The sequence below is a fragment of the Nostoc sp. FACHB-110 genome (genome assembly GCF_014697425.1).
In the GTDB taxonomy this organism is placed as follows: domain Bacteria; phylum Cyanobacteriota; class Cyanobacteriia; order Cyanobacteriales; family Nostocaceae; genus Nostoc_B.
This window is the reverse complement of record NZ_JACJRU010000058.1, coordinates 1-13,643: the sequence shown is the minus strand read 5'-3', so window position 1 is coordinate 13,643 and position 13,643 is coordinate 1. Positions and strand designations below refer to the sequence as shown.

The 13,643-nt window shown below is 38.7% G+C and carries 8 protein-coding genes and 1 tRNA gene; 7 read left to right on the top strand and 2 right to left on the bottom strand.

The genetic code is table 11. The features are described from left to right. Window positions 1-368 precede the first annotated feature (368 nt). Window positions 369-770 (top strand): fasciclin domain-containing protein, encoded by a 402-nt coding sequence (locus H6G69_RS30835; protein WP_190693107.1) that lies wholly within the window; start codon window positions 369-371, stop codon window positions 768-770. Window positions 771-987: 217 nt separating this feature from the next. Here H6G69_RS30835 and H6G69_RS30830 read toward each other — a convergent pair whose 3' ends face one another. Further along, window positions 988-2,622 carry a glycosyltransferase family 39 protein gene (locus tag H6G69_RS30830; protein WP_190693106.1) on the bottom strand — a complete coding sequence of 545 codons (1,635 nt, stop codon included), beginning with the start codon at window positions 2,620-2,622 and terminating at the stop codon, window positions 988-990. A gap of 253 nt (window positions 2,623-2,875) precedes the next feature. Here H6G69_RS30830 and H6G69_RS30825 point away from each other — a divergent pair, with 253 nt between their 5' ends. Then, window positions 2,876-4,480: a hypothetical protein gene (locus H6G69_RS30825; RefSeq protein WP_190693104.1), complete on the top strand. Its 1,605-nt coding sequence runs from the start codon at window positions 2,876-2,878 to the stop codon at window positions 4,478-4,480. Window positions 4,481-4,858: 378 nt separating this feature from the next. Continuing rightward, window positions 4,859-7,603 (top strand): S-layer family protein, encoded by a 2,745-nt coding sequence (locus H6G69_RS30820; protein ID WP_190693101.1) that lies wholly within the window; start codon window positions 4,859-4,861, stop codon window positions 7,601-7,603. Here H6G69_RS30820 and H6G69_RS34585 read toward each other — a convergent pair whose 3' ends face one another. Then, window positions 7,604-7,843 (bottom strand): peptide chain release factor-like protein, encoded by a 240-nt coding sequence (locus H6G69_RS34585; RefSeq protein WP_190693170.1) that lies wholly within the window; start codon window positions 7,841-7,843, stop codon window positions 7,604-7,606. 902 nt (window positions 7,844-8,745) lie between these two features. Here H6G69_RS34585 and H6G69_RS30810 point away from each other — a divergent pair. From H6G69_RS30810 to H6G69_RS30795, 4 genes are all read left to right on the top strand, one after another. Beyond that, entirely contained in the window at window positions 8,746-9,111 is a 366-nt protein-coding gene (locus H6G69_RS30810) for a hypothetical protein (protein WP_242072250.1), read from the top strand. A gap of 88 nt (window positions 9,112-9,199) precedes the next feature. Then, window positions 9,200-10,600 carry a hypothetical protein gene (locus H6G69_RS30805; RefSeq protein ID WP_190693097.1) on the top strand — a complete coding sequence of 467 codons (1,401 nt, stop codon included), beginning with the start codon at window positions 9,200-9,202 and terminating at the stop codon, window positions 10,598-10,600. Between the two features lie 70 nt (window positions 10,601-10,670). Beyond that, window positions 10,671-10,742: transfer RNA gene (locus tag H6G69_RS30800), tRNA-Gln, on the top strand. A 573-nt stretch (window positions 10,743-11,315) separates the two neighbouring features. After that, the gene (locus H6G69_RS30795; protein ID WP_190693095.1) at window positions 11,316-13,451 is read left to right on the top strand and encodes a polysaccharide biosynthesis tyrosine autokinase; all 2,136 of its coding nucleotides are present in this window, start codon (window positions 11,316-11,318) and stop codon (window positions 13,449-13,451) included. The last annotated feature ends 192 nt before the right edge of the window (window positions 13,452-13,643 follow it).

The window sequence follows — 13,643 nt, the reverse complement described above, 5'->3', positions numbered from 1 at the left end:
TAATGCCTGTAAAGTATCTTGAATCTGGCAAAAATTGAGTAAATTAGCGATTTTTGATAGCTGCAATCGCCTCAAAATTTTACTGACATCCTCGTAAAATGCAACTTAATTGTTACTTTTTACACTATTAGTTTAGGTGATTTTTGACTTTCCTTATTTACTATAGCAGTTATACTTCAATTTTTTACAGGTCAGTATTTATGGTATCGATTTAGCATTAGAGTATTGTATTTTTTTGTATAAAAAAATAGGTACACTAATTTTATTAATTTCACTTAAATTAAATCTGACTAATCTGTAACTATAGCTACTATTTTTTTAAAAGTAGGCTATAGTGATTATAGATTACACAAAACTAGGTAAAAACCTTGGCTGATATAATTGATACTGCCGTTGAGGCTGGTTCTTTCAATACCCTAGTTGCTGCAATCAAAGCTGCTAATCTGGTAGATACTCTTAAAGGTGCTGGGCCATTTACTGTTTTTGCACCTACTGATGAAGCATTTGCTAAACTTCCAGAAGGCACAGTAGATACACTACTTAAAGACATTCCAAAACTCACGAAAATTCTGACATATCATGTCGTTTCCGGCAAGGTATTATCAGGTGATGTAGTGAAGCTAAAATCAGCTACTACAGTTGAAGGCTCTGATGTGAAAATTGATGCTTCTAATGGTGTCAAAATTAATGATGCTACAGTTGCAACCGCCGATGTTGCTGCTGATAATGGTGTCATTCACATCATTGACACCGTATTAATTCCTGCCTAAGTAAGTTCTTAGATAGAGATTATTAGATGTGTGGCAGCAACTATTTATAATTGCTGCCGCACATTTTTATACAGGATTATATTTGATTTAAAAACAAATTTATTTAGAGATATTTTGAGATAGTTGGTTAGTGGCAGTAAGGAACTGGAAACTAGGGACTATTGAGTAGCAGAGAATAAAAAATTTCTCTATCCCCAGCAACCAATTCCTGATACCTTCATAAACGAGGAGTTTCTTTTGTAACTAATTTCCAGCCTTCAGCTTGATCGATTATTTCCATCGATTCTAGTTGCAGGTTGTGAAGCGCAGATGCGTTTAGTAAAAAGTATGGCTGGTCTTTGCCGTTGTAGTACCAATAATATTGCAGTTCTCCAATTTTAGCGGGAATGATTGTGCGATCGCTATAAAAATCCAACGAAGAACGATGGTAAGGAAAAGACGTATAAATCTTTTTCACATTCAGAGGTAATTTCGCACGGGATATCATGGCGGCGACTGGTTTAACGGGATAAGCCTCAGATAATTCCCAAACCCAATAGTTAGATTTCATTAATAAAAATAGTGAAATATAACTTCCCCAAAACAAAATTCTTAAAAATTGACCGTCGCCTCGTTCTGCTAAAATCGCTGCCAAAATCATTGTTAAAGCTACAGCAGCAAAAATTAGTTGTAAGTCAGTTTTTGGTGGTATACCCCAACTAAAATAAATGCTACCCGCAGAAGCCACAACCGCAAGTATAGACAAACTAACTACCCAACTACGCGGGTAAGAAGATGATAAAAAAGATGAATTCTCTGTCTCGGCTAACAAAGCACCCAAAGCTAAAGCTAAACCTGGATAAATGGGGAAGATATACCAAGGTAATTTAGCATCCATCAGCGAAATCATCAGCAAATAAACGCCACACCATACCAGAATGAGTTTAGACCAGCTAAGATTCCGATTTTCCCACGTTAAATTTACCGTTTGCGGTAAAAACACTAACCAAGGCCATGTCCACTTGAGCAATTCTAAAATGTAATACCAAGGTGCTTGAGAATCCTTAGCAAAAAATGTCTCAATCCGGTTCAGAGATGGATTTAACAAACCCACTTTGGCAAATTCATACCCATAATGCCATATCTGGGCGATATACCAACCGATCGCAGGTAAAATCCCAATGAAAATTGCTGTCCAGAAATAGTAACTATTCAGCAATCTAGGGGTATCCCAAAATAAAAAGACAATGGCGATCGCACCAAGAAATATACCAAAAAATCCTTGAGTTAAGCAAATTAATCCAAAACTTACACCAACGCCCAAACAATAACGCAAATCACGCCGCGATCGCAACAAACACAGCATCATCACTAATAAAAAGCTGACTGCTGCGCCATCTAACATTGCCAATCTGCCATAACGTACCACAGGCAGCATCGTTAAGTAAATTAAAGCACTATAAATAGCTGCCCAACGTTGACGAAATATTTCTCGCCCAATGCAATACAGTAATGGTACGGAAACTGCTGTTAAAATTGCTCCTGGTAAACGAGTTGCCCACTCATTCACCCCGACAATCGAGTAAACCCCAGCAATCAGCCAATGCATTAAAGGTGGCTTGTTATAGTAAGGTTCGCCGCCTAAAGTAGGATAAAGCCAACGCAGTGAACCTATTGGAGCATTCCAAATTTCCCGCGCCACATGGGCTACCGTTCCTTCATCCCAATCTCGTAGCGGTAAACTTCCTAAATTGACACTAAACAGAACCACAGCCGCTAATAAAAGTACGACTAGCCAAACTCGATCAATCCATTTGTCAAGCGCGCGATGCTGCTTTTCTCGATGACCCCAAATAAAGCTTCCTTGTTGCATATTCTACGATCATCTTTTTACTAGCTGGTTTAATTACATAGAGACCAAATCGCATCTCTAATTTTGCACCCAGTAACAACATTTGTCTTTACAATTGCTAGATTCCAAGGTTAACTCAATTTTCTCTGATTAGCGATAAATTTTTTGAGGTAGAATATAATCTTTTTTTCACTTTTTTTAACACTCATTAAATGATAGAAATGATACAACTATGAGCAACCAGGTGTGTTAATTAATCGTTAGGAAGCAGTCAATGAATCTACCTTTTATACTAGATATAACAATTGGATTAGTATTTATTTACTTAATATTAAGTCTCTTAGCATCAGAAATTCAAGAATTAATTACTACAATCTTGCAGTGGCGGGCTGTACACTTAAAAAAATCCATTGAAATTCTTATAGCTGGGGATGTCAGTAAATCAGATGATAATAATGTACTAGAACTAGTCAACGATTTATATAATCATCCGTTACTGCAAAGTGTCAATCAAGAAGCTAAAGGATTTTTAACTACATTACCTCGTAAGTTTATTTGGTTATTATCTTCTATTCCTATCAAGCTATCTCTGTCAGGAGAGAAAAGAAACCAAAGCATTTTTGGCTATGTCAGAAATGGTCAACGAAATGAAACCAAGTTAAAGCACAGCGCGCCTTCTTATATACCAGCAGAAACTTTTGCAACAACCTTAATGGATACTTTAGGGTTGCCCCAACTAGTGCAAAAATTAACAGAATCTAGACTCATCAATTTTACAGATCAGCAATTAGATGAAATTCAAAATGTCTTGTTAAGGTTACAAGAAAGGGTCGATCAAAACGATGATTATGTCCGCCAATTTTTAGAGAATACCCGTGGAGATTTTAGTCAAATAGTTGAAGGTAATTTTAGAACTATTATGACTGATTTTCACAAAAATAAAGCTGATTTACATACTAGCATTCGACGTATGGCTAAGTGTGTAGATAGATATATAGGGCTATTTGAAGCTGACATGCCTGAACATGAATTATTGCATAAAAGTCTACAGAAATTAAAAGTTTTAAGACAAGATGTTTTTGATGATATTGAGCAGACTATCTGTTTGAAAGCATTGCGTCCTAATATTAACGAAGTTGTGCAATTAATTAATGTCGGCAGCGATATTCATCAAGAATTTGTCAACGAATTTAAAGATAAAGATAGCGAAGCATACCAAACATTTTATGAAGTAACTCAAAAGCTCGAAAATCTGAGTCGCAAACTCCCGCCATCTGTAGTAGAGAACATGGCGACATTAGCAAAGCGCGCTCAAATGAAAGCCGAGTCAACAGAAGAAGGTATTAATATACTCCGCCGAGAAATTGAGCAAACTTTTAATAACTCAATGGAGCGAGCTTCGGGAGTTTATAAGCGGAATGCTAAAGGTGTAGCATTGTTAATTGGCTTGGCGATCGCCATTATTGCCAATGCTGATACCTTCCATATTATCAGCAGATTATCTAAAGATACTGCCATTCGCACAGCTATTGTCAATAATGCTGGGTCAATAGTTGAAAGAAATAGTGGTAATGCACAACCAGATTTAAAATTGCTTAAAAAAGAAACTGACCAAGCTTTGACAGAAGTATCTCTGCCGCTTGGCTGGAACGAAAATAATTTAAATCAACAACTTGATAGAGTAACTAAAAATAAACCTGTGCGGTTCACTAATTATTTAGTAATGCTTAGTGGCTGGTTTATTAGTGGAATTGCAATTTCGATGGGTGCGCCTTTTTGGTTCGACTTACTAAGTAAAATCGTTAATGTCAGAAATTCAGGTAAAAAACCCGTAGTATCAACTAATGAACAGACTACTGAAGGAGAAAGTAGCAATTAAAGCGATGAAGCTGTTTATTCAGGGAATAGCTTTGAGAACTTGAGAGAAAATTTGTGTAGACCTGTACTTCAAATCCCCAAATTTTAATTATGGGGATTTCTTTATGGTCTATTGCTTGTTCCTTGTCCTCTGGGAAATAATTCTGAGAGTTATCTAACTATAGGACTCATATTTGATTTTTGAAAAAAATCCGTACCCCACTTTACTTTAATACCGTAAAAGATGTCCAATAGGTTCTATAGGCATTGCCAGGTTATACATTGCCACCGAATTTGTATGAACATGCAATGTGATTGACAGAGATTGCTAACAAATCTCTCTGCCAACTATTGATTGTGTTCATGAAATGAGGTTGATACTCAAAAGGACAAGATAAACATGGATATTCTAGGAACCAACAACAACGACAACTTAATAGGGACATCTGGAGGCGATATTATTCAGGGATTGGCTGGTAATGACACACTCTCTGGACTAGGTGGAAATGATCAATTATCAGGAGGTTCTGGTTCTGATACGCTAACTGGTGGTGCAGGTAATGACGTGTTTGTGTTCGAGACCTTCAACACTTCCACATCGGCCCAGGATGTGGATGTAGTCACAGATTTCGTACAGGGACAAGACAAAATCGACTTGAGGACTGTGGGCATCAGCGACAACAATACCCTGCAACTACTCCTCAATAATGACTCAGCCGGCAATGCCACCATTGCGGCGCGCTTCAACAACTTCTCCAGTGGCAACTACCAACTCAAAATCAGTGGCTTGAGTAAAACCCAACTGCTAACCACGGATTTCATTTTCAGTACGGCAGTGGTGAATGACAATATCACAGGCACAGACTACAATGACGATTTGTTTGGTGGTTTGGGTGATGACACTCTTCAAGGCAATGATGGTAATGACCGTTTGTTTGGGGAACAAGGAAATGACAGATTATTAGGTGGATTTGGTTCTGATACCCTCTACGGTGGTGCGGGTAATGACGTGTTTGTGTTTGAGACCTTCAACAGTTTCACATCGGCCCAGTCGGTGGATGTAGTCACAGATTTTGTACAGGGACAAGACAAAATCGACTTGAGAACTGTGGGCATTAGCGACAACAATACCCTGCAACTACTCCTCAATGATGACTCAGTAGGAAATGCCACCATTGCGGCGCGCTTCAACAACTTCTCCAGTGGCAACTACCAACTCAAAATCAATGGCTTGAGTAAAACCCAACTGCTAACCACGGATTTCATTTTCAGTACGGCAGTGGTGAATGACAATATCACAGGCACAGACTACAATGACGATTTGTTTGGTGGTTTGGGTGATGACACTCTTCAAGGCAATGATGGTAATGACCGTTTGTTTGGGGAACAAGGAAATGACAGATTATTAGGTGGATTTGGTTCTGATACCCTCTACGGTGGTGCGGGTAATGATATCGCTGTTTATTCAGGTAATCGTTCCCAATATCAAATTACAAGTTCAAATGGAGTATTCACAATTACCGATACAGTGGCTAATCGTGATGGTGTAGATATATTGAATGACATCGAACAAGCACAATTTTTAGATCAAACTATCCCCATTGGCACTGCTTTACCCTCTATCACACTAGCCGTCTCTCCCAGTAGCGTAACTGAAGACGGTACTCCCAATCTGATTTACACCTTCACCCGCACAGGCAGTACTACCAACGCCTTAACAATTAACTTTGGAGTTGCTGGTACAGCTACCTTGAACACTGACTACACTCAAAGCGGTGCAGCCAGTTTCACCACTACCACAGGCACAATTACCTTTGCTGCGGGTGCAAGTACAGCCATCCTGACTATTAACCCCACGGCCGACACCACCGATGAAAGTAATGAAACCGTTGCTTTGACTTTAGCAAGCGGTACAGGTTACACCATCGGTACGACAACACCTGTAACCGGAACCATTACTGATGATGATCCCTCCGGCATCACCATAAATCTTAGTGCTGGCCAAACCATAGTCGAAGGCTTAACTAGCCCTCAAAACGCCACCTATACAGTTAGTCTGTCCCAAGCCAGTAGCCAAACTATCACTGTGCGGTATGCCACTGCTAATGGTACAGCTACAGCAGGAGTAGACTACACCAACACCACTGGAACTCTAACTTTCAACCCAGGGGAAACTAGTAAAGTCATTAATATCGCCATTCTCAATGATTCCACCAATGAAGCAAATGAAACCTTTACACTCAGCCTGACTTCTCCCACTAATGCCAGCTTGGGTACGAACACTGTTACTACAACTATCACCGATACTCTCTCAACTTCTTCGACTACTACTCTGCCTACCAACGTCGAAAATCTCACTCTCACAGGAACAGCAGCTATTAATGGTACAGGTAATGCCGGAAATAATGTCCTTACAGGTAATAGTGCCAATAATACTCTCTCTGGTGCAAATGGAAATGATACTTATGCCTACGTAGCTAATACTGCTCTGGGAACTGACACAATTGTTGAAACCGCTACAGGTGGTGTTGATACTATTAACTTCAGTGGTACTACTGTAGCTGTCCAAGCTAATCTGGGAGTGACTACATCACAAACAGTGAATAGCAATCTCAAGCTAATTCTCTCTGCTAACAACGTCATCGAAAATGCTACAGGTGGTACAGGCAATGACCGTCTCACAGGTAATGGCTTAAATAATCTCCTGGCTGGTGGTAGTGGAAATGACCAACTGCAAGGGTTAGGCGGAAATGATACCCTCTGGGGTGGACTAGGGGATGATATTTTGACGGGCGGTACTGGTAACGATCAATATTTATTCCAAGCTAGTGGTGCGTTTAGTTCCAGTTTAGGGGTTGATTACATTAGCCTGTTTGAGGTGGGACAAGACAAAATTGTGTTAAGTAAAGCGACTTTTAATGCAATTACTAATGCTGCGGGACAAGCTTTAACTGATTTTGCGGTTGTCAGTGATAATGAATTTGTCAACGCCAGTAGTGCGCGGATTGTCTTTAGCCAAAGTAGTGGTAGCTTGTTCTACAACCAGGATGGTAGTCTTTTGGGTGCAAGTACCGTGTTTGAGTTTGCCCGTTTAGGTAATCCTGATATTGCTTTAAGTAGTAGCGATTTCAGTTTAATTGCTTAATTACTTAGTTATCAATACCCGACTTTTCCACAAAGTCGGGTGTCTTGTTTTTGGAACGTAGGCGTAGCCCTTAGCCAAGTGCCTGCGTGTCTGAGAATGTAATGAAGCTTCGACATTGAAGCTTAAGTGAATAGCTGTAGCGACTTTATTGACGTTTTGACCCCCTGCTCCTTGAGAACGAATCGCGCTAATTTCGAGTTCGCTATGGGGGATGATGATTTTATTCTTAATTTGCAGCATAACTTCTATACTCACTCTTTCCTACTCCCCATTCCCCACGCCCTACTCCCAGACGACGCAATAATTTCAACAATTAAACCGGATTCCTATATATACCTAAATACACAGCAAATAGATAGATTATCTCGAATAATAGAATAATATTAACTTGATCCTAATAATTGCTGCACTTTTTTAGTCTTGTGCAGTCAGTGTTATTTCGGCGGCTGTGTAAGATTTTGCTGTTTTGCAAAAATTTGCTTACTGATTTTTATTTGGTTATATGTGTAATAATTATAACATTTTTTCTGCAGAATTTTGGGATATAAGTATATTTTAATTTTTAAAGCCCAGTAAAATTACTGTCTAAAATTCTCATTTTATTCTTCAAAGTTTACACAATCAACATAATTTACTAGATATACAGATGAATATTTCACAATCCTTTGTTAGCAAAATCAGTGATGACGAATAAATTTTCAACAGTTAAACTAATTGCCGAAGAGATTAGAGATTAGGTAAAGAGCTGAAGTTGTAAGACACCAGCTTTTAACATAGGTTAGAGTTCAGTATTTAAGTTAAAAAACCGTAGCTGTTCCCCTACGGTTTTTTTATTATTTCAAGAAATAAGTAAAGCAGATATTTTCAATAATTTGACAAATTTGAAATTGCTTAGTAAAACATTTTTATCCAAAGCAATTAGTAAATCTAATACGTAAAACAACTTAAATTTAGTCATTTTTAAGTGTAGCAAAAAATCAGATTTATTAGACGTAATTATCAGAATTTTCCCGAAAATCTAATTTTACTCGAGAAAATTTCCAGTGATTTCACCGCACCAAAAATTAAGAAAATATGAATACAAAAGAATATAGAGTTCAGCAAGTTTAAACCGTATGTTTTACAAAAGCTTTGGTAGCGTAATGATAGCGATTACTTTATCAGTAGGCGGTACAGCTATTGCTCAGACCACCAATAATCAAGTAGCTTTTCATATGCAAGTAGGTGCTGACAACGAAGGTAATCCCATCGTTTTAGATGCAGATTCAGTCCAAGGCAGCCAATACACAATCTTACAAAAACAAGGTAACGGTATAGAAAAAACTACTTTTCGTGCTGCTTGTAGTGAAGGTCGGTTATTTACAGAAAAATCTTCAGTCTACAACGCATCTGGACAGTTAATTAGAGAACGGCAAACCCAAAAAGAAATTTCTCCTCAACCTGGAACTCCAGAAGCTAATTCGATGGAGATTGTTTGTCAAGCAGCAAATAATGGTACTGGTCAATAAGTATTAGCAATGTCATAATTCATGTGTTTGTGAAACTTTTGCGAGATTTCCTCAGTCTGAGTTTCCAAATTATGTAAAAAAAACGTCAATGCCTCCTTCTAATCAGGGTATTCCTGGATTACCCGATCTGACACATCCAGCAGAACTCATCCAGTTTGGTAGTCAAGGATTAAAAGCTTTTCTTGTATTAGTATTTCTGGTTTTAGCTTTAGGAGTGGCGATCGCACTTGTCAGTTTTGCTTTACGCCAACAGCAACCAGAAACCGTAATTTCTCTGAGTGAATGGTCTTTTCGTTACTCTCAACTTCTTCGGGGTTTGCAGCATCTCACACTGGTATTAGTTCTGTTGGTGGTCGGATTTTTTCTATCTGCAACTTTAGGTAATCGCTATCACCACTGGGAACAAGCAAAAGTCACGCAAGTTGCTCAAAGTGTCGCTGGTGATAAGCTAGAACAAATCGCACCTCAAATTAGCTATGTCATTCAAGAACCGTTTACTTATGACACCCAAGTTAACGGCAAGATAATTAAAGTTAACGACAAACGAGAAGTTAAGCGTTTACTGTCACTAGCTAGTTCACAAGTTCAAGTCAAGCTAGAACAAAACGTAGATGTTCAAGGTCGCAGTGCCGTTTATCGTGTAGATTATGGTGCAGATTATCAAGTCGTCAATCGACTTAATGATATTAAAAGTTTTTTCTTTGAAGCACCGCCACCCGACGGCTACTCATTACTTGCTAACTACAAAGTAGAGCGTTCTGGTACTCGACTCGAACCACTAAATCCTGGAGAGTATCGCTATGCTTTTAACTTGCAACCAGGAGAACAGACAAACTTTCGCGTGACTTATCAAGCGCAAAGCGGGCCGCGTTGGGTTTATAACGCCACAGGACAAATGCTCACTAACTTTCGGCTCACAGCAATAGCCAACACACCTGTTGAATTTGCCAGCGGTATTGTACCAACCGAAATTAAAGCCGATCGCAACAGTACCCAATACACTTGGATATTTAAAGACAATGTTTCTGTCAAAAATCCCTTTGGCGTGTTTACCAACACTGCACCTATTCGTAACACGGGGATTATTCCGCGTTTGTTATTGCTGACACCCGCAATATTTCTGTGGTGGATATTGCTGCTGTATTTATCTTTGCCTATGAGTCTGAAAAATGTAGCGATCGCATCTGGTATCTTTTTTGCTTGTATGTTAACTTTGACCTACCTGTCCCGCTTTATGAATGCCGAATTAGCTTGGACGATGATTTCCCTCATCTTTCTCACGCTAAGTTGGGGCTTAGGCTTAAACCGCAGTGCTTCTCTAGCTGCTATTATCTGCACTATTGCTGGTGCAGTGTTACCTGTCTTTGGGTTATTGGTTCCGTTTAGCGGTCTGACCTTAAGCGTCGCCGGCTTGTTAAGCGCAGTTTGGTTAGCAGTGCGTCACTGGTATGGCTGGTACAGTTTACCAATAGAAGACCGCGCTAAATAATTAAAATTTTCTGCACAAAATACTTGACATTACCCCACTAGGGACTGCTATATTAGCAGATGTGAAGCGATGGGGCGTAGCCAAGTGGTAAGGCAGCGGGTTTTGGTCCCGCCATCCCTAGGTTCGAATCCTAGCGCCCCAGTAGTAAAAGAAGGGTAAAAACTACCCTTCTTTTTTTATGTCCGACTAATCAGCGATGATTCAGCACATCTGTGCAACACAAAATGACAACTTCGAGCTACAACATATTTATTAGCTAATGTGCAACTTGAACGCATATTAGCTGGAATATAGCGTTTCCTAGTCTGCTGAAGTACAAATTTCTGCGTACCTCTGCGCTTAACTCTGCGACCCTCTGCGTTTCAAAATATTACCTGTACCTCACTTAACTGGGAATTGCTATATTAAATTGTTGTTGTTATTTTTGTAAAAATTTTGTGTAGCTAAGATTGAATACAGAATCTAAGTAACACATTTTTGGGATGCAATGTTACTGTATTTATACTACGTAATTGCTAATCAGATTTATTTGTAAATTTTTAACCACATATCTGCTTACTTCTAATCATCTAGCTTACTGATTAATTCAACATTAAATGAATTTGCTAAGACGCAACAGTAGACAGAGTTGAAATTTAAGCATTTTAAGTATTTATCCCAAAATGACCTAGCAGTTTTATTTGCATCAAACCTCAGCTTTTAATTTATTAACTCTATGTTGAATACAGATTATCCATTACCGACTAAATCCGTTACTTTTAATCATAAAGATGACAATGAACTGCATATTAAACAAATTTTATCAGTGCTGCGTCGTCGTTTTTTCTTGATATCAGGTGTCACTGCTTTAGTAGCGACCACATCATTACCAAAGGCTGAACAAAAACCAACCATTTATATAGGTTCGTTTGAAATTTTAACAAAACCACTTACTCAAGCAACTCACGTTATAGATAGTAATCAAAACACTGCTGATGCTAAAATTAGCTCTACCAAAGAAATCAGCAGCGTTGAAACAATTATTCAAGTATTACGCAGTCCCCAAGTTATTGAGCCGATTGTTGATAAACTAAAACAAAAATATCCTGCCCTTGATTATCATCAGCTAGCTGATAGCTTAGTTATTAATTCAGAAGTGCCAAATATTGTCAATGTACAATATACTAGCTCCGACCAAAAACTAGCTGATGATGTTGCAAAATTATTGGCGGATGCTTATTTACAATATAGTTTAAAAGAAACTCAGTTGAATGTTAATCAAGTATTGGCATTTGTTAATCAACAAACAAAATCAACTCAAGCACAGGTAAAATATTGGCAAGAGCAATTACGCAAACTGCAAACAGAAAATAATTTAATTGAACCAGGACAAAAATATCAAGAATTAACTAGTCAAGTTGCTAGTTTACAACAGCAACAGACCGAAAATCGCTTACAACTAGAAGAATTAACAGCTAAATATCAGGATTTACAAAAAGAAATTTCACAAAAACAAGGCGAAAGAGCAAGTAATTCATTGCTGAGTGAGAATCAACGTTATCAGAAAATACTTGAGCAAATCCAAGCTTTAGATGTGGAAATTGCTCAAAAGTCAGCAGTTTTTTGGGAAACTCATCCAGAAATAATTACCCTCAAAGAAAAGAAAGCTTATTTACTACCTTTGTTGGCTGGGGAAGAAATTAGAGTCCAAAGGGAATTACAAAGCCAGATTCGTAGCCTTGCAGGACGAGATCGCTTTTTGGAAAACCAAATTAAAACTCTCAATCATGACATAAAATATATAGTCACTCTCAGCCGCAATTACGATAATATTCAACAACAATTGCAAACAGCTAATAGTCGTTTAGCTCAAATTACAGCCAAACAACAAGCATTAGAAATCGAAAAAGCCCAAAAACAACAACCTTGGCAATTACTCCAGCAAAAATTAACCCCGGTAAATCAACCTGCTGTAATTTCAGATAATGCCAAGAGAAACTTCGCCCTTGAAGGTGCTTTAGGGTTAATACTAGGTGTAGGTGCAGCTTTAGTTGTAGATAAACTGAGTAATATATTCTATTCGGCTCAAGAACTAAAAAATCATACTAAACTACCATTACTAGGCACAGTTGCTTGGAGAAAAGAACTAAATAGGGCATCTCAAATTCATCTTTCGAGACGTTTACTGCAAACAAATCGCGCCTCATTGTTTGACATTTTCCATTCCCTTTACAGCAACATGATGCTGTTGGGTGCAGACTCGCCTATCTCCTCTGTTGTCATTAGTTCAGCCAGTCAAGGAGAAGGTAAATCTACCGTGGCGGTACATTTAGCCCAGGTCGCTGCGGCAATGGGAAAAAGAGTATTGTTAGTAGATACTAATCTGCGTTGTCCCAGCCTGCATCAGCGCGTTGGTGTATTGAATATTCAGGGGTTAACAGATGTCATTACCCAAAGTGTGGACTGGCAAAATATAATTGAGCGATCGCCTATTAAAGACAACTTGTATATACTGACAGCAGGGCAAATTCCTCCTGATTCTGCGAGATTACTGGCTTCTCAAAAAATGCAGCATTTAATGAGCGAACTGCAAGCCAATTTTGATTTAGTCATTTATGACACGCCATCTTTATTAGAATCTGCCGATGCCCACTTATTAGCGGCTAATAGTAACGGTATTGTGCTTGTGGCAGGTTTAGGTCATTTAAAACGTACTGCTCTCCAGCAAGTTTTGTCAGAAATCCAAGTATCTGGGATTTCCTTATTAGGTATAGTTGCGAACAAATCCAAAGATGCCAAACCTGTTGTTCAACAGCACTATCAGCAACATTCCCCAGATACAATCAGTGTTTTGACATCCTCCTCAGCCTGAAGGCGTGAGGATTCCAATCTAATCAAACAGACTGAACTGTATGAATTCTTGGCGGGTTGACGCTTCACAGGATGCTGCTACCTTTACGGCAGTCTGACGCTTTCCTCCACGTCAGTTTTGAGTTTCCGAATGTCCTCCGGCAACTTTAATATTAACTGCGGCGTTCACGTCCCTATCATGCGTGGATTCGCA

Excerpts from the sequence above, each read along its gene's own strand:
- H6G69_RS34585 (WP_190693170.1), bottom strand. The coding sequence starts at position 7,843 with ATGCTGCAAATTAAGAATAAAATCATCATCCCCCATAGCGAACTCGAA.
- H6G69_RS30820 (WP_190693101.1), top strand. The coding sequence starts at position 4,859 with ATGGATATTCTAGGAACCAACAACAACGACAACTTAATAGGGACATCT.
- H6G69_RS30810 (WP_242072250.1), top strand. The coding sequence starts at position 8,746 with ATGATAGCGATTACTTTATCAGTAGGCGGTACAGCTATTGCTCAGACC.
- H6G69_RS30805 (WP_190693097.1), top strand. The coding sequence starts at position 9,200 with ATGCCTCCTTCTAATCAGGGTATTCCTGGATTACCCGATCTGACACAT.
- H6G69_RS30825 (WP_190693104.1), top strand. The coding sequence starts at position 2,876 with ATGAATCTACCTTTTATACTAGATATAACAATTGGATTAGTATTTATT.
- H6G69_RS30795 (WP_190693095.1), top strand. The coding sequence starts at position 11,316 with ATGTTGAATACAGATTATCCATTACCGACTAAATCCGTTACTTTTAAT.
- H6G69_RS30830 (WP_190693106.1), bottom strand. The coding sequence starts at position 2,622 with ATGCAACAAGGAAGCTTTATTTGGGGTCATCGAGAAAAGCAGCATCGC.